Origin of the sequence: Andreesenia angusta (assembly GCF_001855385.1) — a bacterium.
In the GTDB taxonomy this organism is placed as follows: Bacteria; Bacillota; Clostridia; order Tissierellales; family Gottschalkiaceae; genus Andreesenia; species Andreesenia angusta.
This window is the reverse complement of sequence record NZ_MKIE01000005.1, coordinates 22,992-46,541: the sequence shown is the minus strand read 5'-3', so window position 1 is coordinate 46,541 and position 23,550 is coordinate 22,992. Positions and strand designations below refer to the sequence as shown.

Sequence of the window (23,550 nt, the reverse complement as noted above, 5' to 3'; positions counted from 1 at the left end):
CATTGTACATTGTTTATCTTATTATAAAGGCGTTAAAAATCTATATAAGAAAAAACTCTTAACTATAATAGGCGTCTAGGGAGGTTTTAAAAATGAGAACGTGGACAAGATACATTTTATATACTCTTGTTATTTGCACAATGGCTTTTAGCCGCCAATACTTCACCGTACTTGCGGGAATGACTTTTATTGGGTTGTGGAACTTAGGGGCGATGATTATAAATGTAATACTGGGAGTACTGCTAGGGATTGAGGACTTTATTTCTGAGTTAAAAAAGAAAAGTCCTTGGAAAGTGAATATTCCTAAATTAGTTTCAGTGGGACTCCCTTCACTAATAATTGGGTTTTCTCCATTTATATTCTTCGGAAAATCTACTTTTATAGGAATCTCAACCTCAGCTATTTTCGCCAACTCCGGGGTGTTTCAATTGATACTTGGATATGTAGTTGTTACCAGTTTTTATAAAGCGGACAAGCAAGAAAGTAGGGTCTAGGAGGTATTAAACATGAAAAAAAGGCATATCACTATAGCTGTACTACTGATATTTTCTCTAATTGTCGGCTATATCATTTACTACAACTCAATAAACAGGAAGATATCTAGAGACTTAGATTCTGATATTCCAATAACTTTGCAATTTGAATATGAAGACACTCACGGAGGATTTCTAGGTGATGGTGCAACTATAGCTGAGGCAAAGTTAGAAGACAGTCATATACGTGATATAGTGGAGAAATCAGAGAGAGATTGGATGAAAACACCTATGCCTTTGGAAATTCAGAGAAGGGTATATGGCAACGAGTTCGAGGAAGCGCTTATACCTAAAGTAGACAATGGATATTGGACTTTCTTGGATAGATATCGACTAAATAACGAGCTGGATACTGAGCCAAACGTATACTACGAGCATACGGGGAATTACAGCTTGGGAGTAATAGACTTGGATACCAACACCCTTTATTATATTAAATTTGACAGCTAAAAAGCAAAGAGCTCTTATATGACTTTTAATCCCATTGTTAAAAGGAATATTTATCTAAATATGAATAGAAAACTCCCATGCACAAGGGCTTGATTTATGTATACAAAAAGTTTAGAATACGTATGGTGTATACAATACACGCTAAGGGTATACTTAATCAGCAACGGGAGGTTTCTAAATGGACATAGTAAAAGGTATGGGATTGTTGTTTTTAACTTTAATTATTTTTTCAGGCATTAGCTTGAGAGCTCCAAAAGGTCAAGAGGCCATGTCGGGTCTTTCAGGAGCTGCAATATCTACTTTTCTGATAGAGGCGATACACAAGTACATAAATGGAGACTTTTTGAATCTGAGCTTTCTAGGTGAAGTTGGAAGTGCATCGGGTGGAGTAGGAGGAATAGCTGCGACTATATTGGTTTCGTTGAATATGGGAGCAAACCCTATATTTGCAGTGACCGCAGGTGCCGCAATGGCGGGATATGGGATTTTACCAGGTTTTATAGCCGGATATGCCGTAGGAATGCTAGCTCCTATACTCGAGAAAAAACTACCGAAGGGAGTAGATGTGATATTCGGGGCGCTTTTGATAGCTCCGATTGCAAGGTTTACAGGTATGATATCGGCACCGGTTGTAGATAGCACGCTTGCAAGCATCGGAAATATGGTCTCAGTAGCAGCGGTTCAATCGCCTTATCTTATGGGATTTTTGCTAGGGGGAATAATGAAGGTTATATGTACATCGCCTCTAAGCTCTATGGCAGTTACTGCAATGCTTGGACTTCAAGGACTAGCCATGGGGATATCCTCTATAGCTTGCGTAGGAGGATCCTTTACGAATGGAATAATGTTTAAAAGACTGAAACTTGGCGATTCAAGCAAGGTCATGGGAGTTATGCTGGAGCCGCTTACTCAGGCAGATGTTGTAACTCAAAATGCAGTGCCTATATATGGTTCGAATTTCTTGGGAGGAGGGCTTGCCGGTATAGCAGCGGCCTACTTCAACATAATAAACAATGCTCCTGGAACGGCCTCGCCAATACCGGGGCTTATAGCTCCATTCGGATTTAACAGTCCGCAAAATGTGATTTTTGCAATTGTATTCGCCATAGCAGGGGGAATATTTGCAGGACTTATAGGATCTACACTGACTATGATGTCCAGAAAAGTCCAGAAAAGCACTGCTCTCGCGGACTCATAAAATAAAAATACGGACCCTACTAAGGTGTCCGTATTTTTATTTGCAAATTGGGTAAAAATAAGATATTAAATGTCACATAAGACAGATGGGAGGTCTTAATATTGAAAAAACTATATTGCAACGGGAAAATACTCACTATGGAAGATGAAAACCCTGTAGTAGAGGCAGTCATAGAGGAAAACGGCAAGATTGCCTTCGCAGGTAGTTTAGCTGATGTAGACGAGGACTTTGGAGAATTTGAAAAAGTGGACTTAAAGGGTAGAATTATGATGCCGGCTTTTATTGATGCACATAGCCATTTTTCTGCGACTGCAAATTCAAGCCTTCAAGTTTCACTAGATGATGCGAAGTCTTTTTCAGAGATAGCTGACAAGATAAGAGCTTTTATTGCTGAAAGAGGTATCGGTAAAGGGGAGTGGATAAATGCCAAAGGCTACGACCACAACAGCCTGAAGGAAAAACGTCATCCAGACAGGGCTTTTCTGGACAGTTGTTGTCCTGAAAACCCAGTCGTCATACAGAATTCATCTGGACATATGGGGGTGTTTAACTCCAGAGGGCTTGAAGCGATAGGTGTAGATGAGAACACTGAACCTCCAGAAGGTGGCCTTATAGGGAAAGAAGAAGGTGTACTGACAGGATATATGGAGGAGAATGCGTTTGTAGAGTACCTGAAAAAAGTTCCAATGCCATCACTAGATGATCTTTTAAAGGCTTATTCAAAAGCCCAGGACTACTATGCTTCTTACGGGATTACAACGATTCAAGAGGGATTTATGGTAAAAGAGATGATACCGTTTTATAGGTCGTTGTTGGATAGAGGATTGCTCAAGCTTGACGTTGTTGGATACTCCGATGTGAAAGATTCTGGAATAATAATGAAAGAATTCTCCAGGTCCATAGGAGCTTACGATCGAGGCTTCAAGCTGGGTGGATACAAGGTTTTTCTAGACGGGTCGCCACAGGCTAGGACTGCATGGATGAGAGAGCCATACAAAGGTGAAGCTGACTACTGTGGATATGGAACTATGGAAGATAAGGATTTAGAAGATGCCATAAACTTAGCTTTAGAGAAAAATCTTCAGTTAATAGCCCACTGCAATGGGGACAGGGCAGCAGCCCAGTATATAGAGAAGTTTAAGAAGATCGGTGAATACAGAAGCATAGACAAGATTCGACCTGTTATAATCCACGCTCAGCTTATAGGCCGTGATCAGCTTGAGCTTGTAAAGGAGCTGAACTTGATACCTTCCTTTTTCGTAGGGCATGTCTATCACTGGGGAGATATCCATGTAGAGAACTTCGGAGAAGAAAGGGCTTCTAGAATAAGCCCTGCAAAATCGAGTCTTGAAAGGGGCATTAGATTCACTTTCCATCAAGACACGCCTGTTACAGCTCCGGATATGCTTGAAAGTGTGTGGTGCGCTGTAAATAGAATTACTAAAGGCGGAAAGGCTCTTTCAAAAGAAGAGGGGATAGACGTCTTGAATGCCCTAAAGGCCGTTACAATAAACTCTGCATACCAGTACTTTGAGGAAGACAGCAAGGGAAGCATAAGTCCAGGGAAAAATGCAGATTTTGTGTTGCTTGACAGGAATCCGCTGGAAGTAGATTCCATGGGCATACGGGATATCAAAGTCATGGAGACCATAAAGGACGGAAAAACAATATACAGAAGACCATAAACTGAAGTGCACCCCAAATAAAATTTTTGGAGGTGCATTTTTTCATTACAATAATCATGGTGGGTTCTGCGCTTATGGTGTAAAATATACATACTAGAATGGAGGGATTTATTGCATATGGGGGAAAATTACTTAAAGAGCGAGTTGTATAATTTAATAAGCGTTGACGATAGCATATTTGAGTTCATACAGTCGGGCTCACTGGATGGAGTCTGGTATTGGGACTTAGAAGCCCCAGAAAATGAATGGATGAGCCCTAAGTTTTGGGAGACGCTTGGGTATGATCCAAATGAAAAAATGCACTTGGCCAGCGAGTGGCAGGATATCATCTTTCAAGAGGACCTAAAGCTAGCTGTAGAGAACTTTGAAAAGCACTGCTCTGACCCCAGCCATCCCTATGACCAAATTGTGAGATATAGGCATAAAAATGGATCGACTGTGTGGATAAGGTGTAGAGGACTGGCCATTAGAGACAAGCGTGGAAAGGCAATCCGTATGCTGGGAGCACATACAGATATTACGGGTTTAAAGGAAACGGAAAGCAAACTCATGAGGATGGCAAGGGAATACGAGAGGGTGTTTAACGGTACCCAAGATGCCATGTTTTTAATAAAAGTCTTGAAAGCGGGAGACTTTCAATATATTCGAAATAATTTTGCGCATCAAAGTAAAACAGGAATTCTTCTTGAGCAGATAGCGAACAAGTCTCCTCAGGAATTGCTGGGCAAAGATATGGGAGACATAGTCTCAAGAAACTATCAGAAGTGCATTGAAAATGGCGAGAGCATAACATATGAAGAAAAGCTGAACTTGCCTGGCGGAGAGCGTGTTTGGCTGACCACACTTACACCTATTCATGAAAAAAACAGAATAACCCATATAGTGGGCTCGGCTACAGATATCACTGAGCGTAAAAAGCTGGAGCTGGAACTTCAAAGGTACGCCAATTACGACAAGCTGACAGGGCTGCCAAACAGAAGACTGTTCTTCGAGAGGCTAGAGCAAATGGTAGTTGAGGGCGAGAGGTATGGAAGTAAATTTGCGCTTCTCTTTTTGGATCTTGATGGATTTAAAGAGATTAACGACAGATATGGACACGACGCAGGAGATGAAGTGCTGATTGCAGCTGGAAACAGGCTGCAAGAATGCGTTAGAAAATCTGATACAGTCGCGAGGATGGGCGGAGACGAGTTCACACTTATAATTCGAAATGCTGAAGATAGAAAAAGCATACACGGCGTTGTGAAGAAGATTCACGATATTTTACAAGAGGCGATAACTATAGATTCTTTTGAGTGCAGTGTAAATTCTTCTATAGGTGTTGCCATATACCCTGACGATAGTGCCGATAGCGAGATGCTTTTGAAAAATGCTGATTCATCAATGTATGAAGTCAAAAGGAATGGAAAAGGAGGTATAAGGTTTTTTAAAAATGTAGAGGAGGACTATAGTGAGAGTCAAAAATGATTTCTACAAGATGAGAGCTCCTGAAATGGCGAAGGCACTGCTTGGGAAACTGCTCTGTAGAAGGGTTGATGGCAAGGTTATAAAGTTAAGGATAACGGAGACGGAGGCCTATTTCGGGGAAGATGATACAGCGTGCCATGCAAGTAGAGGCAAGACTGAAAGGACCAAAACAATGTACCAAGAGGGTGGAGTTGCCTACATATACCTATGCTATGGAATTCACAATATGCTGAATATAGTTTCAGGAGAAAAGGACTTTCCGGAAGCTTGCCTGATCCGGGGTGTTGAAGGCTACGATGGGCCTGGGAAATTGACCAAGGCGATGAAGATTGACAGGAGCTTGAATGGAGCGGACATGAGGACTTCAGAAGAACTTTGGCTGGAAGATGATGGATGCAGTCCGGTTTTCGAGGCTGGAAAGCGAATAGGGATAGGGTATGCAAGCCAAGAGGACCAAAATCGCCTTTGGAGATTCACTTTGATTTATCTTTAAACAAAGCACCCATGAGACTTTGAAAATCTCATGGGTGCTTTTAAATTTAGGGTTTTTCAACTTGCCCGTCAGGGTACTCAGCAAATCTTCCTGTAGAACGTTCATGAACGACTTCAAACTCTGAGAAAGGCCAGCCTCCGAACTGTGTCTTCTGGTAGTCGGCGTATGCCTGTCTTATCTCTTCCTCAGTAGTCATTACAAAGGGACCGTACGAGATTATAGGTTCATCTATAGGCTCGGATTCAAGCAGCAACAGCTTTACCACTTCATCTGAGATATTTGAGATCTCAGTGTTTTCATCAGTTGAGAGGAACATATAGTGCTTTCTAGAGAATTCCTGCTTCTCCACTTCGGCAGTTCCCGTGCTGTAGTTGTATAACGAGCGGTTCATTGTAGGGCTGGACTTTGGAAGAGTGTAGGAAGCTCCAGGATCTAGCTCTATAAGCTGTATAGAGAGCCTGTTTTCAGGGTTGCTTGCCCAGGAGTCTTTTGTCGGCTTAATTGCAGATACACCACCTAGCTCCCCAGCTATAAGCGTGACTCTGACTTCAGAGCCAGCACCCCCAAATTTAAGCTTGGGGATCTCTTCGTTCCAGAGCATCTTATAGTCTGGTTCGACCATTCGATGTGCTGCATCTAGACTTAGCCAAACTTGAAAAAGTTCCAGTGTATTTGAAGAATCTTCGTTTACGAGCGGGAACATCTCGCAGTGTTGCAGACCGCTTCCCGCAGTCATCCACTGCACGTCTCCGTGTCCGTAGCGCCCTCTGGATCCGAGCCCATCTGTGTGATCCACAATTCCCTCTGTGACTATGGTTACAGTTTCAAAACCTCTGTGCGGGTGTGCAGGAAATCCTGGGATATTTTCTCCATGATACATACGCCAGTCGGCTTTATGGTTGAATCCGCTGTTTTCATCGGTTCTTTCCACAGGCCTCATATTTGCATCGCCCTTTGGGAAATAGTCCAGATGGTGCATAGACGCCACAAAAGGATTCTGAGTCGGCATCTGATGCTGGTATATTCCACTTTCCAATATAGCCATTAAATCAACTCCTCTAAGTTTTCTAGGTATTCCTATTTTTAAAGTACCACTTTTTACATAGAGCTAAACAGTTTCAGGATATGGAAAATATATAGCAAGGTGTATTTAAAAAACCTATCCAAAACAATGAATTGATAGATAAAGCTTATAGATAAGAGGGCTTCTAAATAAGCAAAATAGAAAAATCCTATGTTAATATCAATTAAGGTAAATAAGAACAGGAAGAGGACTGATTAGATGAAATTCGAAAAAGAGCTAGTTGCGACAATTGTAGACCCAGGGTTTAGGCATGTTAAGTACAGAAAGTTTCCAGAATCGTTTTGGAGTACTGATAGCAAGACGCTGTCTGTAGCGAAAGAGGAACGATTCGCATTTCAGATAATGGTCTGCTACAATCATACAGAGTGCCAGTACACAGTGGAGAAGAGGGACAGCATAAGCTGGAAAGGGCTTACAGACAGGGTAAGGCTTGAGCTCAAGGCGCCTCCAGAGCTAGAGGGCTGCTTTGACATGAAGTTTCTGGGATACGTAAAAGACGACGAGGGAACTGTGGTTAGTGACCCTATACTCGAAGACACGGAGCTTCTGGCAGAAAAAGGCATATCACAGTGCATATGGGTCGAGGGCAAGGTGCCAAAAGGCTGCAACCTCAGAGAAACAGAAATAGCTATAGACATGTACTCGCGGGAGGGATACGAAGACGAGCAGAGAGTGAAAAGCCTCTGCGTAAAGCTCAAAATAGCCGATATTTCCATGGACGAGATAGCGGAAAGCAGTGAGTTCTATCTGGATCTTTGGCAGCATCCAAGCAATTGGGCAAGGATGTACCATGTGGGGCTTTGGTCTGATGATCATTTCGAGGTGATAGGTCATAACCTCCGAGAGCTGGCTTCAGCAGGAAATAAGGTGGTGACTGCTATAGTCTCGGACTTTCCTTGGGCAGGGCAGAAGTGCTACGAGGAGTATAGCAACCCATCGAATCTATTCGAGTACAATATGGTCAGAGTGAAAAAAGACATGGCTGGAGGCTACCTATGCGACTTCAGCGCTCTAGACAGATATGTAGAGCTGGCATTTTCCCTTGGGATAGACAAAGAGATAGACTTGTTCGGGCTTATAGGCGTATGGGACAGAGGATTCGGAAATCCCCTTAAGGACTACGAGGATGCGCTAAAGATAAGTTACTACGACGAGTGCACAGGCACATTCAGGTATATGAGCGAAAAATACGAGCTCGCCGAGTATATAGCGCAGCTTTTAAATCATCTAGAGGAGCGAAATTGGCTGGAGAAGACCAGGATAATGAGCGACCATCCGGTTGACGACATGGTGTTTGAAAGCTGCAAGGAGTTTATAGAGAGCGTCGCAGGAAGCGGGAAGCTTAAGTTCAAAAGCGCCATATACAGGGAAGATGTCATAAGAAAGCACAGCTCGAAGCTAGACGATGTGTCACTATCTCTCCCTCTTTCGGTTAAGATGGGAAGTGAGCTTAGAGAGCTTAAAAGAGAAATACATTCAAAGGGCGGCAAGACGACATGGTATGTGTGCTGGTTTCCTGAAGCGCCGAACAACTTTATCAGCTCTCCTCTTTTAGAGAACAGACTCGTAGGATGGTACACTTATCTGCTTGGTTTTGACGGGTTTTTGAGGTGGGACTATGCTATATGGCCGTCTGATCCTTGGAGCAGCCCAAGCTACAAGCAGCCATATTGGTCAGCAGGGGACATGTACTTTGTATACCCTGGTGCAAATGGAAGGCCTGTCAGGTCTCAACGCTGGGAAAATCTGAAATTCGGAATACAGGACTTTCAGCTGTTGAAGGCTATAGAGAAGAGTGGATACAGCAAGTCTGAGCTGGAAGACGTATTTATAACTCCGCTGCTAGGAAGGCTTGAATCAATGAAAGTATTAGGTGAAAGAAGCATGGAAGTAGAGTACAGGGCTGACTACAGCGCTTATAAGGAGTGCAGAAGCGATATGTTCAAGATGTTTTTGAATAGAAAAAAGTAATATAAATGGGATTAAGTATAGAGAAAACCTATTTGATACTTATGTTCAAGGTATTATAGAATTGTAATGTTATTAGCAATAGGAACATATGTTTAAAACACATAAACAGGAGGAGAAATAGATGAAAAGAAGATTTAAATCGGCAATAGCCCTTATGGCTACAGCACTGCTGTCTGTATCTATGGTTGCGTGCAGCGGAAACGAGAAAGAAGGCGGAGAAAGCGAAGTAGAAAAAGGTGAAACTCAGGCGCTGCAGATATTCATACCAGGGTATGAAGACGAGCTTTGGAAAGGCCTTTACGACGCTGGAATAAATGACTTTGAAAAGGAAAATGGAGTTGAAGTAGAGGTTATACCTGCTGGTTGGGACGAGGCCAACAGCAAGATAGTCTCTCTTATACAGGCAAATGAAGCTCCAGACGTGATGATAACTGGAACTAGGTCGCTTAGACAGTTCTCTGAAATGGGAGCAATAGAGAGCTTAGACGGATTTATCACAGACGATTTCAAGGCTGAGCGTGTGGAGAATGTGCTTGAAACTGCTAAAATAGACGGAAAGCAGTACGGAATACCTCTAGCTTTCTCTTCTAGAGCACTTTACTACAGAACAGATCTAATAGAGAAGGCACCTACTACTTGGGACGAGCTTCTAGCTGCGGCAGAGAAAGTTAAGTCGGAAAACCCTGAGATGTACGGATTTGCTGTTCCAACAGATATAACTTCTGGAACAGACGAGCTTTTCAACTTCATCTACCAAAATGGTGGAAGTGCAACTGACGAAAGCGGAAACATAAAGCTGAATACACCTGAAAACGTGGCAACTCTTGAGTATCTTAAGAAGTTCAACGACGCAGGGCTTATACCTGATCCAGTTTCTACAGCCAGAGCTGATCAAGCTCAGATGTTCCAAAACGGAGACCTGGCTATGTTCGTATCAGGACCTTGGGAGAAGAAAGTGCTAGACGAAAGCGCTGAAAAGGCTCCTTACGGTGTGGCGCTTCTTCCAGCAGGACAGAAGATGGCTGAGACTCTTGTGACTGACTCTTTCTCTATATCTTCGCAGAGCGAGAACAAGGAGCTTGCATGGAAACTTGTAGAGCATATGGGCAAGTTCGAGTATCAGAACGCTTACGACGAAGCCATAGGATTCTTCCCTATACTCAAGGCTGAAGAAGGCGAAGCAAGATACCAAGACGAGTTCCTAAAGCCGTTCAAAGAGATGATACAGCACGGAGTGCCAGAGCCACACGTACCTGTATGGGATACTTTCAACAAGGAATTCACAGAAGCTGTACAGAAGGTAATGACGGGAGCTGCAACTGCTGAAGAGGCACTTAAGTCGGCCGAAGAAGAGCTTTTGAAAAACTAATTTAAATAAAGAAGGTAGCTGGAATCCGGCTACCTTTTTATGATTTTAAAAAACTACTTAGGAGAAAAGACATGATTACAGATTTGAACAAGAAAAGAATCACACCTTACTTGCTTGTAATTCCGGTGCTTATCTTTATCGGGGTTGTATATGGCTACCCGCTGATGTTGACGTTTAAGTATTCATTTCAAAAGGTCTCCCTTATAGGAGACGGCAGCGAATTTGTGGGTTTTGAAAACTACATAGGCCTTTTAAAAGACCCTAGTTTCTACGGGACGCTTTTTTTAACGCTGAAATGGACTGCGCTGACAGTGGTGCTGAAGATAGGGATGGGCTTTATAGTGGCCCTTTTTTTAAACGGAAGAATATACCTTAAAAAGCTCTACAGGGTGATGGTACTGATACCCTGGGCCATACCGCAGGTGGCGGTGGCCATACTCTGGTCGTGGATTCTAGATGGAAGATACGGATATCTAAACTACTATCTGGGCAAATTGGGCTACAGCGGAGAGCCTATAGCTTGGCTCTCCGATCCTACTCTTGCATTTGCATCCACTTCGTTTGTAGACGCATGGATAGGAATTCCGCTTGTGGCCATGATGTTCCTCTCCGGGCTAGGGGCAATACCGGACTCTCTTTACGAAGCGGCCAAGATAGACGGGGCGAATGTAATTCAGAGGTTTAGATGGGTTACAGTACCTGGCATAAGAAAGGTCTTCTTGATAGCCACGACACTTACGACCATATGGACTTTCAACTCCTTCAACGTGATATACGTGCTCACCGGCGGAGGCCCCATGGGAGGGACAGAGGTTATGACCATAAGGATATACAGAGAGGCTTTTGGGAAGTACAATCTGGGCATGAGCTCGACTCTCTCGGTCACGGTGTTCATAGTGCTTACGGCACTAAGCGTATACTACTGGAAGCAGATAAGCAGGGGGGACGACTAGAATATGAATACAAAAAAGTCGAATATATCTAAAATACTGATCACATTCATACTTACACTTTTAGTGGGGCTTATGGTAGCTCCTTTTTTCATAATGATATCCACCTCTTTAAAATCATATGCGGAAGTCACCAAATGGCCGCCTAGCTGGATACCGGAAATGCTTAGATGGGAAAACTACAGCGCGGTGTGGAGCGGAGAGGGCAGCATAAAGCGAGCTCTTTTAAACAGTGTGATAGTCTCTTCAAGCACCATGGGAATATGTGTGCTGCTTGGGTCCTTCGCAGCCTACGGCGTATCCAGGTTCAACTTCAAGGGCAAGAAGACATTTCTGTTTACAATAATCTTGACTCAGATGTTTTCACCAGTAGTGCTTGTGGGACCTATGTACGGAATAATGCGGGACCTTGGGCTTTTGAACACATATCTTTCCATGATAATACCGAACGCAGCCTTTTCGCTTCCAATGACAGTGTGGCTTCTCTACGGATACCTAGACGGGATATCCTCAAGTTTGGAAGAAGCCGCAATGCTGGACGGATGCACAAGGCTTCAGGCAGTCACCAAGATACTTATGCCGATAATGGCGCCGGGGCTTGTCACCTCAGGGCTTTTCGCATTTATAGTGTCCTGGAACGACCTGCTTTTCTCGAGGTCCTTTATTACAAGGCCTGAGATGAGGACTATATCTGTGGCGCTTACGTCCTACAAGTCGGTGTTTGAAACGTCTTGGCACAGCATGATGGCGGCGTCTGTACTGTCTGTAGTGCCTGTATTTGTGCTGTTTCTGATGATACAGAAGCATATTGTGAAAGGCCTTGCAGCCGGAGGCGTAAAAGAGTAGATTAATAGAGAGAGGAAGATATATATGTCAAACATAGTTTTCGATAAGATGGGGAAAGTCTACCCTGGCGAAGTCAGGGCGGTTTCGGACTTCAGCCTGGAGATAAAAAACGAGGAGTTTGTGATATTCGTAGGGCCTTCTGGCTGCGGAAAGTCCACTGTGCTCAGGATGATAGCTGGGCTGGAGGAGATAAGCGAAGGCAAGCTCTATATAGACGAGAAAGTCGTAAACGACGTGGAGCCCAAGGACAGGGACATAGCCATGGTGTTCCAGAACTATGCGCTTTATCCGCATATGACAGTGTACGAGAACATGGCCTTTGGGCTTAAGATGAGAAAAGTCTCTAAAGATGAGATAGACAAAAATGTCAAGGAGGCCGCGAATATACTTGGAATAGGGGAGCTGCTCTCCAGGAAGCCAAAAGCGCTCTCAGGCGGACAGAGGCAGAGGGTAGCACTTGGAAGGGCCATAGTTAGGAGTCCTAAGGTGTTTTTGATGGATGAGCCGCTTTCCAATCTGGATGCAAAGCTGAGGGTCCAGACAAGGGCCGAGATAGTCAAGCTCCACAAAAGGCTGAAGACCACTTTCATATACGTAACCCACGACCAGACAGAGGCCATGACTATGGGGGACAAGATAGTGGTTATGAAAGACGGCTTTATACAGCAGTTTGCATCTCCTCAGGAGCTATACAACAGGCCGGTGAATGTATTTGTGGCAGGGTTTATAGGAAGTCCCCAGATGAATTTCTTGGAGGCGGATATAGCTGAAAAAGACGGCAAATTGGCTCTAGAGCTAGGAAGTCATAGTGTAGAGCTAGAAGCTGAAAAATCCGAGCTGTTAAAGTCGAAAGGATATGCGGGAAAGTGTGTAGTCTTGGGGCTAAGGGCAGAGGACTTGTCGGCTGACATCGGAAAGGGCGGACTTCTCTTGAAAGGCATAGTGGAGGCGGTCGAAAACATGGGAAGCGAGAAGCATGTTTTCATTAAATACAGAGAGAGCGAAATCGTGGCTAAGCTGTCACGAGAGTCCGAAGTTGAAATTGGAGACGAGATAGAGGTAGTCGGAGACATCTCCAGAATTCATTACTTCGACAGAGAGAGCGAAGAGAGGATATAGAAGGGAGCATTCGAAATGGATATTTTAAAGAGAATTTCAGACTGCATAGTTGAGATGGACGAGGACAAAATTGAAGAGCTTATAGTGGAAGCTGTAGGTATGAACGATATGGATATTAAGGATATTTATACAGAGGGGCTGAATGCCGGAATGGTGGAGGCCATAGACAGGTATGAGAAAAAGCTCTACGACATACCTGAAGTCATAGTATGTGCAGATGTGCTGAACAAGGGGCTTAAGGTGCTCAGAAGATACGGCAGTATAGGCAGCGAGAGCAAGGGCAAGATAGTGCTTGCCGTCGTCGAAGGAGACACGCACGAGATAGGCAAGAACATAGTCAAGATAATGCTCGAGGCGGCAGGCTACGAGGTGGTGGACATGGGGGTGAACAGGACTCCTGAAGATATAATAGAGACGGCGATTGCAGAAAAGGCTGAAGTGATAGGGCTTTCCTCTATGATGACGACCACAAGAGGCGAGATGAAGAGGCTTATAGACAAGCTGGAGGAAATGGACATCCCCAAGAAGCCAAGAGTGCTTATAGGCGGAGGGAGCATAACAGAGAGCTACTCTTCCGATATAAGCGCAGATGGATATGCGGCAAATGCCCCGACTGCTGTAAAGCTTGTAAAACAGATACTGGAGGGGGAGAAGTAGATGAAACTGCTTGAATATATAAACAGCGAAAAAAGAGGCTTCTTTCTGCCGGATATGGGGACTAATGGACTTTTTTTAACCGGATATACCGCTTACGAGGTGTACGAAAGCCCGGAGAAACAGCTTGAACTTGCCAAAAAGATGAACAAGACTTTTGAAACAGATTTCATATACTCGCTCTGCGACGGAGCCATATTCTGCGAGACGCTGGGACTGGAGCTATTGAAGCCAGATTTCGATTTTCCAAGCGTGGTGGAGCATCCTATAGTGGACATGGATTCGCTTAAGAAGTACAGCGTCCCCGACCCTTACAGCTCAGGCAGGATGCCCGTGAACCTACAGAGCCTCAAGCTGATTGCAGAGAATATAGACAAGCCTCTCTTCGTTTCAATACAGGGACCATTCACACTGGCAGTGCAGCTTGCAGGGGCGACGCATCTACTGAGGAATGTTATAAAGGACCCTGAGTTTGTGCACGAATTGCTTGAGTTCACCACAGAGACTGTAAAGAGGTATGCACTGGCCGTTGAAAAGGCCGGGGCCCAGTATATATCGATAGCAGAGCCTGCAACTGTGACACTTAGCCCCAAGAGGTTTGAAAAGACTGTCGTGAAAAACCTGAACAGTATATATGATAAACTTAGCTGCTGGAGGGCGCTCCACATATGCGGAGACACCACCGACCTATTGGACCATATGCTTGAGTGTCATATAGACGCCATAAGTCTTGACCAGATCATGGACTACGAAAAGGTGGCCGGAAGAATCCCTAGCGACGTGGTGCTGCTTGGAAACCTAGATCCGCTGGATCTGCTCTACAATTCCGACATAGAGACCATTAGGCTCGAGACCATAAAGCTGCTCAAGAAGATGAGGCCTTACAGCAACTATATGTGCGCCTTCGGGTGCAACTGCATGAACGACACTCCGGTAGAGAAGCTTCAGATGGCCATAAAGACTGGTATGATGACAGATGAAGAGCTGGACAGCCTAGAGGTATAGATATGAAGCTGAATATAGACCATGTAGAAATAGACAGGGAGCGAGTACTTAAGTTTCTGGGGTATGGTTCCAAAAAGCCCCCTTCGATAATTCTAAAAAAGCTAGAAGAGGAGCTTGAAAAGGCGGAGGATTTGCTGGAGATAGAAGTTTTGTACAGAAGGCTTAAGATAGTGGAGACGAAAGAGAAAGCTGTCTTGATAGAAGGCGGAGCAGTGATTGAAAGCGGCTATGCGGCAGAGGAGCTTGCTGGCTCGAGCTCAGTTTATGCTGTACTCTACACTGTAGGACAGAAGATAGAGAAGAAAATAGCCGAGCACTCAAGCAGTGCCGAGATGATAAGAGCCATGATATTGGACAAGATAGGCATAGTGGCGCTGGACTTCGTAAAAGAGAGGATCAAAGAATCTATATCTAGAGAGATAGGTATGCTTCACATATCGGCTGAAATATACCCTTCCCAAGGCGACTTTGATATTTCAAACCAGAAAACTATATATGAGCTGCTAAGCGATGAGTCAAATTCGATCAGCATAAACAGCAGCAGTCAGTTCATTCCCCTAAAGACAGTGGCTGCAATATTTGGAATTGGGGAAACAGAGTGCAGCTACGGAATGTGTGATAGATGTGAAAGTAAATGTGATAAAGAGACCGTGCGGGGGTAACTATATGTCTAATGAAATTATAAATAAGGTTGGCAGCTGTTGAGGGCCTGAAGAAAATAGTGCTGGTCAGCACCAGGGACAAAGTGCAGAAAACTGTCTTATCTGTGGGAATAAGCTGGAGTATTTAGAGATAGGACAGGAATTTGAGTGTGTAGAGTGCGGGAAAATAGAAACAGGATATGTGTACTGCGAAAAAGGGCATTATGTCTGCGACAGTTGTCACGGAGAAAACGACTTCAAAACTGTACTGGAATTGATATTTTCTTCAAAAGGCGAAAATCCATTGATCATAGCTGAAAAGATTGTAGCTGAGTCGCATGTTCCCATGTTGGGGTGTGAGCATGCCTGGATTGCTGCAGGATCGTTTCTTGTTGCGATAAAGAACAATGGAACGATAAGCGTAAGCGACGAGCAGATAAGAGAGGCCTTAAACAGGACTAGAAGACAAGCTATTGGAGCATACTGCGGGCTTACAGGTGTATGCGGGATAGCGCCTGCTATAGGGGCTTCGTTCAGCGTTATTTTGGGGGCGGCTTGTCCTAAAGACAGAGAAACAGCCACCACGATGAAAGTCGTATCTAAAATAATAGAGGCAATTGCCAACGAGGCAGGGCCATGCTGCTGTAAAAACTTCGTGTATACAGCACTGTCGGAAAGCTGCATTTTGGCGAAAGAATATTTAAAAATCGAACTTCCTTGCGAATGCGAGATTGCTTGCAGCGATAGCGAAAGGCATCCTCATGGCTGCAGAAAAGAAAGGTGCAAGTACTATCCCAAGCTAACATAGTACGCTTAAACATCACTATATAGAGAGGTGGTTGTCATGTCGATAGGAAACATCGTAAATGAATACGGAGAAAAATATTCCCCCTATATGGGCGGCTTTGTGAACCATTTGCCCATGGGACAGCTTGCAATCTATAAGATGACTGGAGATTTGAAAAAGGTCGAGGACTACTCGGAGCTGTTCTTATCTATGTACAGAATAGACAGGGTCAAGCCGGAGTATCACAAGGTAGACACTTTAGAGGAATGCGTGGGAAAAAGAGAGCTGTACGAGTCCTGCTTGGAACTGTTTGAAAGTAGAGTAGATGACTGTAAAAAGGATGAATTTATCAAGGATATCCTGAATAGATATGATACGGGGATGTCCTCAGGGCTTTTCCATGTACTTATAAGGTTGGCATACTCGGTGGAAGGGTATGAGATGGACAGGGAGATGATTAGAGAGATTCGAAGATCGCTGGCCTACTATATAACGGCATACAAGAAGGCTGATGTATTCACAGGGAATACACAGGACTCAGACTATTTGGAGCTTGGACTTGCAGCGGAAAGCAGCCAGGAAGAAAAAATAAAGTCTTTGCTGAAGATTGCGACATCCAACTACATAAGCACGGGGAGCATAGTGGCATTACACTGCATAACGGGGATACACGCACTTACAGTGCTGAAGAGCTACTATAGGGACTTTTCCAAAGCTGTGGACATAATGACAGCTTGCATAGCTTCATACCTCAAGGCTGACGGCGGACTTGAGGACGGAGTAAGCGACATGGAAATATCGTCTAAAACCTGGGACGAGATAATCTGCAAAGGCTCTAAAGCTTCTGATGTCCATGCAGTAAAGCTGGCTTACTCATCATATGAACTTTACAAAATGTATGGACTAGAAGAGCTGAAGTATGCAGCTTTAAAGAGGATTGAAATCTAATAGAGTTTTTGCGGGGTATAAGTCAATTACAGCATAGAGAGGAGATGATTTTTTGAGCGTTTCGAAAATAAGAGAAGAGTTTCAAAAGAAGATGCTTTCAAGAGATAAGACTGGTTGCGCTAAGCTGGTTTTAGAAAGTTTAGAGAGTGGAGCACTGAGCGTAGTGGAGCTCTACGAAGGTGTGCTGGCTCCCTCGCTTTCGTCTATATCTGGAAACAATGAAGAGCAGAAGATAAGGATATGGGACGAGCATATGAGAAGCGGTACTGTAAGGATGGCCATAGAGCTTTCATATCCATATATAGTCAAAAAAGACACAGTCCACAGTGGCAGTCCAAGGGCTATGATTTTCTGCATCGAGGAGGAATACCACGAATTGGGAGCCAGGATGACTACAGACTTTCTGACGCTACTAGGGTTCGACTCGTACTTCATAGGGGCAAATACGCCTGCTGAAGAGGCTGTAGACGCTGTGATAGAATTGAAGCCAGCACTGGTGTGCATAAGTGTAAGTAATTTCTACAACTTGGTCAAGGTGCAGGAGGTAATAGATGCTCTAAAAGAGCTTGTCTTTGGCGGAAAGTCGGATAAGCTCACTGTTGTGGTGGGAGGATACGCTGTCGCCAATACAGAGGGAGCTAAAGAGCATGTGAAGCCAGACTACTTCGCCAATTCCTACAGCGACTTGGCGAAGATAAAGGAGGCGATTCTATGAATCTGGCATTCAAGATAGCGACTAGATTTTTAGCAAAGAGTAAGGGACAGACTGCTCTTATATCGCTAGGGATAGGCATAGGGATAGCTGTGCTTATATTCATTGGCTCACTTATAGAGGGACTTCAGATAGATCTTCTAGACAGCACTATAGGAAATGCCTCTCATATCACTATATCCAACAGAGAGAAGAGTGAGTCTGTGGAAAGCTACGGAGATATCGAGGAGGTGCTGAAGGAGGAAAGCAGAATAACAGAGGTCTCACCGAACATAAGTAGCGGAGCCTTTATCTCCTTTAGTGACGAGTTTATACAGGTGCTTTTCAGAGGGTTCGACTTTGAAAGGGCCGAGGGCATTTACGCTTTTGAAGATTCACTTACAGAGGGAAGCAAGATGCCAAGCGGTGACGAAGTGCTTCTAGGACTTGCCATAGCAGAGGAAAACGGAATAGAGATAGGCGATACCGTGAAGGTGACAGCGCCGGAAGCTGAGTCTACAGAGCTGAAAGTATCTGGTTTTATAGACCTTAAAGTGGCGGCTCTGAATGAATCATGGGTGGTTGGAGACATAGAGAAGGCCAAAGAGATATTCGGGTTTAAAGAAGATGAAGTGAGCTCCATAGAGATGCAAGTAGAGGAGCCTTTCAGCGCCGACGCAATAGCGCTTGAGCTTGAGTCCGAAATAGCGAGAGACGACCTGAGGTACAGGGACTGGAAAGCCTCGAATGAGCAGCTGCTCAGCGGGCTTTCGGGTCAGAGCACTTCAAGCCTTATGATACAGGTGTTTGTAATAATCTCGGTTGTGCTTGGGATATCAAGCGTACTGGCCATAACTGTGATGCAGAAGTCCAGACAGATAGGAATACTGAAGGCCATGGGCATAAAAGACAGCACTGCAAGCCTGGTTTTCTTGATGCAGGGCTTTATACTGGGCATATTCGGAGGGATTCTAGGCATAGTATTTGGAATAGGGCTTCTCTTCGTGTTCACCAAGTTTGCCTTGAATGCAGATGGGACTCCTGTGGTGCCTATATATATAGATCCTCTATTTATAGCTGTGTCGGGGCTTGTGGCCGTGGTGTCCGCTACAATTGCGTCGGTTATACCGGCTATAAAGTCGAAAAATCTTTCCCCAATAGAGGTGATCAGGAATGGATAGCATAGTTAAATTAGAAAAGGTCAGCAAGATATACGGCGAGGAGATAAAGACTCAGGTTCTGTATGACATAGACCTCAGCGTAAAGCAAGGTACTTTCAATGGGATAATAGGGCAGTCGGGAAGCGGGAAGAGTACGCTTCTAAATATACTTGGAACACTGGACAGAGCTACTTCAGGGGAGGTATATATAGAGGGTAAGGCCGTATCTGATCTCAGCAACAACGAGCTGGCTGAGCTTAGAAACAGCACTATAGGCTTTATATTTCAGTTCCACTATTTGCTTCCGGAGTTTACAGCCATAGAAAATGTGCTTATGCCACACTATATAAAGAGTGGCAGAGTAGACAAGAAGCTTGAGGCGAGGGCCAACGAGCTTATGGACATAGTAGGGCTTTCAAACGTAAAGAACAACATGGCTGGAAGCATGTCGGGAGGGCAGCAGCAGAGAACTGCGATAGCCAGGTCGCTTATAAACAGCCCCAAGATAGTGCTTGCAGACGAGCCGACAGGAAACCTAGACTCCGACACAAGCGAAACGGTCTACGAGCTGCTCCGTAAGGTGAACAAAGACTTTGACACGACTTTCCTGGTCATAACGCATGACAGGAGAATAGCCGAAAAGACGGACAGGATAATAGAGATAAAAGACGGAAAGATACACAGTGATTTTTCGAAAATATAGGGGGCCGAAAGGCCTCTTTATTATTTTTAGAAAAAGCTTGACCTATATAACGTTATATCGCAATATATAAATATAATAAAACATAGAGGTGATTGATTTGTTCGGAAAAAGTGGAAATATAGAACAAGAGCTTATAGAAAGCATAACTAGGTCATTGGAGAATAGGATAGCACAGGCTTGCACCAGTTGAAACCCTTACGCTATAATAGCACTTCCGTGTGATGTGCAAGAAGAAATATCAATGGATGATAGAGACATTGTGAAAAGTTATATGGAATCTGTAAAACAGCTGGAGTTTAACCTTAGAAACCAGCCTGTAAGAGTGAATATAATGAAGTACATGATGGCAGAGAGACCAGGCGGAATGGACCTTGTATACAAATATCAACTTTCACAATAAAGCAAATAGAGCGAAAGAGCAGAGAAGCCATTCAAAGAGTTTCTCTGTTTTATTTTGCTTTGATTCAGAGAAAAAAGGGTAGAATTAGGGTATAGACGAAATTAGAAACGAGGAATGATGGGAATGAAGAAAGTAATAGTTATAGGAGCTGGAGTAGCCGGGCTTGCCACAGCCGTTAGGCTTCAATCGAAAGGCTATAAGGTAGAGCTGTTTGAAAAAAACGGAATCCCGGGGGGGAAGATGAATCAGATAAAGCAGGATGGATACACTTTCGACGTGGGACCTACCCTTGTAATGATGCCTAAGATATATGAAGATGTATACAGAGACGCTGGAAGAGATCCAGAGGACTACATAAAGATGAAGAGGCTAGAGCCGATGTACTCTGTCTACTTCAACAGGCCAGAGTATCCAAGGTACGATGTGAGCTCGGACCTTGTGAAGCTGGGGGAGATGATGAAAGAGAAGGGACCGGAGACTATGCTGGGTTTTCAGCAGTACCTTGCCGAGATCTACAAGAGATATCTAGTAGCTGAAAAGCATTTTATCACAAGGCCTTTCAGGAGCTGGAAAGATATATACAATCCCTTTATGATAAGACAGGCCATGAAGCTAAAGACCTTCGACAGCGCCAACAATATGATGGCGAAGTATATACCGGACAAGGATATACAGCAGATGCTGGCTTTCCAGACTCTATACATAGGGGTATCCCCTCAAAACGGGCCTTCGCTCTACAATATAATCCCGATGATAGAGATTATGTACGGCGTATGGTTTCTAAAAGGCGGTATGCACAGCATGGCTCAGGGCATGGCGAAGCTGCTTGAAGAGCTGGGTGGAACGATTCGATACAGCTCAGAGGTAGAGGAGATATTTATAGAAGGCGGCAAGGCAAAGGGAGTTAAGGTAGATGGCGAGATATTTGAATCGGACTATGTGGTTTCAAATGCCGATTTCCCTTACACTATGAAGAACTTGGTGAAAGATGAGAAGAGCAAGGGCAAGTACACAGACCGCAAGTTGGACAGCATGGACTACTCCTGCTCATGCCTTATATTCTACTGGGGAATGGACAAGAAGTACGAGGGTGTGGAGACACATACTTTTGTAGTCTCAGAGGATTTGGATAAGAACCTCACCCAGATATTCAGTGGAGAGTATATAGAGGACGCCTCAATATACCTGAGCATACCTTCTAGGGGAGACGAGGAGATGGCCCCAGAGGGCAAGGATGCGTTCTACGTACTGATGCCGACTTCAGAGCTTTCAACAGCAAAGTACGAGTACAACGATGAAATCATAGCCAAGTACAGAGAGAAGGCTCTTCAGAAGATAGAGAAGCTTCCAGGTTGTGAAAACGTCAGAAATGAAATAGTGACAGAGACAATGATGACTCCAAAGGATTTTGAGAGCAAGTTCAACGCATACAACGGAGCGACCTTCGGGCTTCAGCCGACACTTCGCCAGAGCAACCACTGGAGGCCACAGGCTAAATGCAAGAGCTGCGAGAATCTGTACTTTGCAGGGTCGAGCGTACATCCAGGAGCCGGCGTTCCGATAGTGTTGGAGAGCGGAAAGATATGCGCAGAGGAGCTTAGGCGAGACAATCCTGAAGACGATTTCAACTAGAAAGAGAGCCCTGTATTTAACTACAGGACTCTCTTTACTATGTCTTCAAGCAGAGGTTGGACCTCTTGCAGTACATACCTAGCTCTTAAAGTAGGCTTTTTTATATCTATAAACCTGGCGAGGTCTATAGGTGTACCTATAAGCACTAAATCGGCAGGGGTGTTGTTTATAGTCTTTTCCAAATCATTTATCTGGCCTTCGCTGTACCCCATGGCTGGAAGCACGCTCTCTAAATGGCTCCACTTCTGGAAAGTGTCAGCTATGCTTCCAGTGGCATAGACTCTGGGGTCTACAGGAACTCCTCCATACATCTTTGCGGCAAGAAATCCTGCACCGTAGGGCATATTTCCGTGTGTAAGGGTGGGGCCGTCTTCGACTACAAGTACACTTTTCTCTCTAAGCACTTCTCCGTCTTCAACTGAGATGATTGAGTTGGCAAGCACTAACTCTACATCGGGGTTTAAGGACAGGACAGAGGCTCTTACAGCTTCCACATCGCCGTCAGCTGCCGAATCCACCTTGTTTATGATGACCGCATCAGCCATCCTCAGATTGGCTTCGCCTGGATGGAACTTCTGCTCGTCGCCTGGTCTATGCGGATCGGCTACAACTATGTGGAGGTCTGGAAAGTAGAAGGGGAGGTCGTTGTTTCCTCCGTCCCATACAATCACATCAGATTCAAGCTCTGCTTTACGAAGTATCTTTTCGTAGTCGATTCCGGCGTATACGCTCATTCCAAGCTCTATATAGGGCTCGTACTCCTCCCGCTCCTCTATGGTGCAGTTGTGAATACGGAGGTCTTTGTAGGTTGAAAATTTTTGAACAGCTTGCTTTTCAAGGTCCCCATAGGGCATAGGGTGCCTTATCACCGAGACTTTCTTGCCTAAGGCGATAAGCATCTGGCATATGTACTTGGAAGTCTGGCTTTTTCCAGTGCCTGTGCGCACTCCTGTAACCGCAATCACAGGAAGCGAGGACGCTATCATGGTGTTTTCAGGGCCAAGAAGCCTGAAATCCGCTCCGCAAGAGAGAACTAGAGAAGCCTTGTGCATTACATCCTCGTGCGAGATGTCGCTGTATGAAAACACCACCTGGTCTACATTGTATTGCTCTATAATCTCAGACAAATTGCATTCATGCAGTATAGGTATACCCTCTGGGTACATTTTGCCACATAGAGAAGAGGGATAAGTCCTGTTTTCTATTCCCGGTATCTGGTTCGCTGTAAAAGCGACAACTCTGTAGTCTGGGTTATCCCTGAAATAGGTGTTGAAATTGTGGAAATCCCTACCTGCCGCTCCCATTATTATAATGTTGTCCATGTCAAAACCGCCTTTCTATGTAAAATTAAAAGGCCCGCAAACCGAAGTTTACAGGCCAAAACCTACTTTACGAGCTCTACATCGATGTTTCTTCCTGCAAGGTCGCTTTCGTATTCACTTACTTTAAGCTTTATGGCGCTTACTTCCGAAAGGTCTATGTTTTTCTTAGAAACATGGAAAGTTATACCGTCTTGAACAAACTTTTCGAAGTCCCCATCACCTTCTTTTGGAGGAGTAGTGCTTGTGATAAACTCACACTGTACAGCATACTCGCTCTGCTGAGGCTCTCGAATTATTGTAAGCGTATCGCTCACCTCGTATTTTAGGTACTCCTTGACATCGTCTCCGAATTCAAATTTCAAATTACTCATGACAATCCCTCCCTGAACTATGTTTCTCATAGTATACCCCTCGGAAAAGCCTCTAAACAAAAGTGAAGATG

The 23,550-nt window shown here is 44.4% G+C and carries 24 protein-coding genes; 21 read left to right on the top strand and 3 right to left on the bottom strand.

Features of this window, described 5'->3' with window-relative positions:
- Positions 1-92: 92 nt before the first annotated feature.
- From EUAN_RS07210 to EUAN_RS07185, 6 genes are all read left to right on the top strand, one after another.
- Positions 93-494, top strand: a complete 402-nt coding sequence (locus EUAN_RS07210; RefSeq protein ID WP_071063213.1) for a hypothetical protein — start codon at positions 93-95, stop codon at positions 492-494.
- Positions 495-506: 12 nt separating this feature from the next.
- Positions 507-983 (top strand): hypothetical protein, encoded by a 477-nt coding sequence (locus EUAN_RS07205; RefSeq protein WP_071063211.1) that lies wholly within the window; start codon positions 507-509, stop codon positions 981-983.
- A 178-nt stretch (positions 984-1,161) separates the two neighbouring features.
- Positions 1,162-2,181: a PTS sugar transporter subunit IIC gene (locus EUAN_RS07200; protein WP_071063209.1), complete on the top strand. Its 1,020-nt coding sequence runs from the start codon at positions 1,162-1,164 to the stop codon at positions 2,179-2,181.
- 101 nt (positions 2,182-2,282) lie between these two features.
- Positions 2,283-3,866, top strand: coding sequence for an amidohydrolase (locus tag EUAN_RS07195; RefSeq protein ID WP_211266311.1), 1,584 nt, complete (start codon positions 2,283-2,285; stop codon positions 3,864-3,866).
- A gap of 144 nt (positions 3,867-4,010) precedes the next feature.
- Positions 4,011-5,333, top strand: a complete 1,323-nt coding sequence (locus EUAN_RS07190; RefSeq protein ID WP_211266310.1) for a sensor domain-containing diguanylate cyclase — start codon at positions 4,011-4,013, stop codon at positions 5,331-5,333.
- The gene (locus tag EUAN_RS07185) at positions 5,317-5,826 is read left to right on the top strand and encodes a DNA-3-methyladenine glycosylase (protein ID WP_071063205.1); all 510 of its coding nucleotides are present in this window, start codon (positions 5,317-5,319) and stop codon (positions 5,824-5,826) included. Before EUAN_RS07190 ends, EUAN_RS07185 begins: the two co-directional genes overlap by 17 nt.
- Positions 5,827-5,872: 46 nt before the next feature.
- Here the strand turns inward: EUAN_RS07185 and EUAN_RS07180 are convergent, their stop codons facing one another.
- Positions 5,873-6,871 (bottom strand): pirin family protein, encoded by a 999-nt coding sequence (locus EUAN_RS07180; RefSeq protein WP_071063203.1) that lies wholly within the window; start codon positions 6,869-6,871, stop codon positions 5,873-5,875.
- A 237-nt stretch (positions 6,872-7,108) separates the two neighbouring features.
- Here EUAN_RS07180 and EUAN_RS07175 point away from each other — a divergent pair, with 237 nt between their 5' ends.
- The 15 genes from EUAN_RS07175 (at position 7,109) to EUAN_RS07110 (ending at position 21,786) form a co-directional block, all read left to right on the top strand.
- Positions 7,109-8,881: a DUF4091 domain-containing protein gene (locus EUAN_RS07175; RefSeq protein WP_071063202.1), complete on the top strand. Its 1,773-nt coding sequence runs from the start codon at positions 7,109-7,111 to the stop codon at positions 8,879-8,881.
- A 121-nt stretch (positions 8,882-9,002) separates the two neighbouring features.
- Positions 9,003-10,250 (top strand): sugar ABC transporter substrate-binding protein, encoded by a 1,248-nt coding sequence (locus EUAN_RS07170; RefSeq protein ID WP_071063200.1) that lies wholly within the window; start codon positions 9,003-9,005, stop codon positions 10,248-10,250.
- Between the two features lie 71 nt (positions 10,251-10,321).
- Entirely contained in the window at positions 10,322-11,203 is an 882-nt protein-coding gene (locus EUAN_RS12435; RefSeq protein WP_071063198.1) for a carbohydrate ABC transporter permease, read from the top strand.
- A gap of 3 nt (positions 11,204-11,206) precedes the next feature.
- On the top strand, positions 11,207-12,046 hold the full coding sequence (locus EUAN_RS07160) for a carbohydrate ABC transporter permease (protein WP_071063196.1): 840 nt from the start codon (positions 11,207-11,209) through the stop codon (positions 12,044-12,046).
- Between the two features lie 24 nt (positions 12,047-12,070).
- Positions 12,071-13,165 (top strand): ABC transporter ATP-binding protein, encoded by a 1,095-nt coding sequence (locus EUAN_RS07155; protein WP_071063194.1) that lies wholly within the window; start codon positions 12,071-12,073, stop codon positions 13,163-13,165.
- 15 nt (positions 13,166-13,180) lie between these two features.
- A complete protein-coding gene (locus EUAN_RS07150) occupies positions 13,181-13,822 on the top strand; it encodes a cobalamin B12-binding domain-containing protein (protein ID WP_071063192.1) in 642 nt (213 codons plus the stop codon).
- A complete protein-coding gene (locus tag EUAN_RS07145; RefSeq protein ID WP_071063190.1) occupies positions 13,823-14,824 on the top strand; it encodes a uroporphyrinogen decarboxylase family protein in 1,002 nt (333 codons plus the stop codon).
- Between the two features lie 2 nt (positions 14,825-14,826).
- The gene (locus EUAN_RS07140; protein ID WP_071063188.1) at positions 14,827-15,486 is read left to right on the top strand and encodes a hypothetical protein; all 660 of its coding nucleotides are present in this window, start codon (positions 14,827-14,829) and stop codon (positions 15,484-15,486) included.
- Between the two features lie 181 nt (positions 15,487-15,667).
- The gene (locus EUAN_RS07135; RefSeq protein WP_211266309.1) at positions 15,668-16,273 is read left to right on the top strand and encodes a DUF5714 domain-containing protein; all 606 of its coding nucleotides are present in this window, start codon (positions 15,668-15,670) and stop codon (positions 16,271-16,273) included.
- 36 nt (positions 16,274-16,309) lie between these two features.
- Positions 16,310-17,200 (top strand): questin oxidase family protein, encoded by an 891-nt coding sequence (locus EUAN_RS07130; protein ID WP_071063184.1) that lies wholly within the window; start codon positions 16,310-16,312, stop codon positions 17,198-17,200.
- A gap of 52 nt (positions 17,201-17,252) precedes the next feature.
- The gene (locus EUAN_RS07125) at positions 17,253-17,915 is read left to right on the top strand and encodes a cobalamin B12-binding domain-containing protein (protein WP_071063182.1); all 663 of its coding nucleotides are present in this window, start codon (positions 17,253-17,255) and stop codon (positions 17,913-17,915) included.
- On the top strand, positions 17,912-19,072 hold the full coding sequence (locus EUAN_RS07120) for an ABC transporter permease (protein WP_071063180.1): 1,161 nt from the start codon (positions 17,912-17,914) through the stop codon (positions 19,070-19,072). Before EUAN_RS07125 ends, EUAN_RS07120 begins: the two co-directional genes overlap by 4 nt.
- A complete protein-coding gene (locus tag EUAN_RS07115) occupies positions 19,065-19,754 on the top strand; it encodes an ABC transporter ATP-binding protein (RefSeq protein WP_071063178.1) in 690 nt (229 codons plus the stop codon). Before EUAN_RS07120 ends, EUAN_RS07115 begins: the two co-directional genes overlap by 8 nt.
- A 271-nt stretch (positions 19,755-20,025) precedes the next feature.
- Positions 20,026-20,154: a hypothetical protein gene (locus tag EUAN_RS12945; RefSeq protein WP_281182083.1), complete on the top strand. Its 129-nt coding sequence runs from the start codon at positions 20,026-20,028 to the stop codon at positions 20,152-20,154.
- 123 nt (positions 20,155-20,277) lie between these two features.
- Entirely contained in the window at positions 20,278-21,786 is a 1,509-nt protein-coding gene (locus EUAN_RS07110) for a phytoene desaturase family protein (RefSeq protein ID WP_071063423.1), read from the top strand.
- A gap of 20 nt (positions 21,787-21,806) precedes the next feature.
- Here the strand turns inward: EUAN_RS07110 and EUAN_RS07105 are convergent, their stop codons facing one another.
- Entirely contained in the window at positions 21,807-23,108 is a 1,302-nt protein-coding gene (locus tag EUAN_RS07105) for a cyclic 2,3-diphosphoglycerate synthase (RefSeq protein WP_071063176.1), read from the bottom strand.
- Positions 23,109-23,170: 62 nt separating this feature from the next.
- Entirely contained in the window at positions 23,171-23,479 is a 309-nt protein-coding gene (locus tag EUAN_RS07100; RefSeq protein ID WP_143000715.1) for a hypothetical protein, read from the bottom strand.
- Positions 23,480-23,550 lie beyond the last annotated feature (71 nt).

Bases quoted from the DNA above. Each gene is read 5' to 3' on its own strand.
- EUAN_RS12435 (WP_071063198.1), top strand. From the start codon at position 10,322: ATGATTACAGATTTGAACAAGAAAAGAATCACACCTTACTTGCTTGTA.
- EUAN_RS07160 (WP_071063196.1), top strand. From the start codon at position 11,207: ATGAATACAAAAAAGTCGAATATATCTAAAATACTGATCACATTCATA.
- EUAN_RS07145 (WP_071063190.1), top strand. From the start codon at position 13,823: ATGAAACTGCTTGAATATATAAACAGCGAAAAAAGAGGCTTCTTTCTG.
- EUAN_RS07100 (WP_143000715.1), bottom strand. From the start codon at position 23,479: ATGAGTAATTTGAAATTTGAATTCGGAGACGATGTCAAGGAGTACCTA.
- EUAN_RS07175 (WP_071063202.1), top strand. From the start codon at position 7,109: ATGAAATTCGAAAAAGAGCTAGTTGCGACAATTGTAGACCCAGGGTTT.
- EUAN_RS07110 (WP_071063423.1), top strand. From the start codon at position 20,278: ATGAAGAAAGTAATAGTTATAGGAGCTGGAGTAGCCGGGCTTGCCACA.
- EUAN_RS07130 (WP_071063184.1), top strand. From the start codon at position 16,310: ATGTCGATAGGAAACATCGTAAATGAATACGGAGAAAAATATTCCCCC.
- EUAN_RS12945 (WP_281182083.1), top strand. From the start codon at position 20,026: ATGGAATCTGTAAAACAGCTGGAGTTTAACCTTAGAAACCAGCCTGTA.
- EUAN_RS07115 (WP_071063178.1), top strand. From the start codon at position 19,065: ATGGATAGCATAGTTAAATTAGAAAAGGTCAGCAAGATATACGGCGAG.
- EUAN_RS07205 (WP_071063211.1), top strand. From the start codon at position 507: ATGAAAAAAAGGCATATCACTATAGCTGTACTACTGATATTTTCTCTA.
- EUAN_RS07155 (WP_071063194.1), top strand. From the start codon at position 12,071: ATGTCAAACATAGTTTTCGATAAGATGGGGAAAGTCTACCCTGGCGAA.
- EUAN_RS07170 (WP_071063200.1), top strand. From the start codon at position 9,003: ATGAAAAGAAGATTTAAATCGGCAATAGCCCTTATGGCTACAGCACTG.
- EUAN_RS07200 (WP_071063209.1), top strand. From the start codon at position 1,162: ATGGACATAGTAAAAGGTATGGGATTGTTGTTTTTAACTTTAATTATT.
- EUAN_RS07105 (WP_071063176.1), bottom strand. From the start codon at position 23,108: ATGGACAACATTATAATAATGGGAGCGGCAGGTAGGGATTTCCACAAT.
- EUAN_RS07210 (WP_071063213.1), top strand. From the start codon at position 93: ATGAGAACGTGGACAAGATACATTTTATATACTCTTGTTATTTGCACA.
- EUAN_RS07120 (WP_071063180.1), top strand. From the start codon at position 17,912: ATGAATCTGGCATTCAAGATAGCGACTAGATTTTTAGCAAAGAGTAAG.
- EUAN_RS07180 (WP_071063203.1), bottom strand. From the start codon at position 6,871: ATGGCTATATTGGAAAGTGGAATATACCAGCATCAGATGCCGACTCAG.
- EUAN_RS07150 (WP_071063192.1), top strand. From the start codon at position 13,181: ATGGATATTTTAAAGAGAATTTCAGACTGCATAGTTGAGATGGACGAG.
- EUAN_RS07140 (WP_071063188.1), top strand. From the start codon at position 14,827: ATGAAGCTGAATATAGACCATGTAGAAATAGACAGGGAGCGAGTACTT.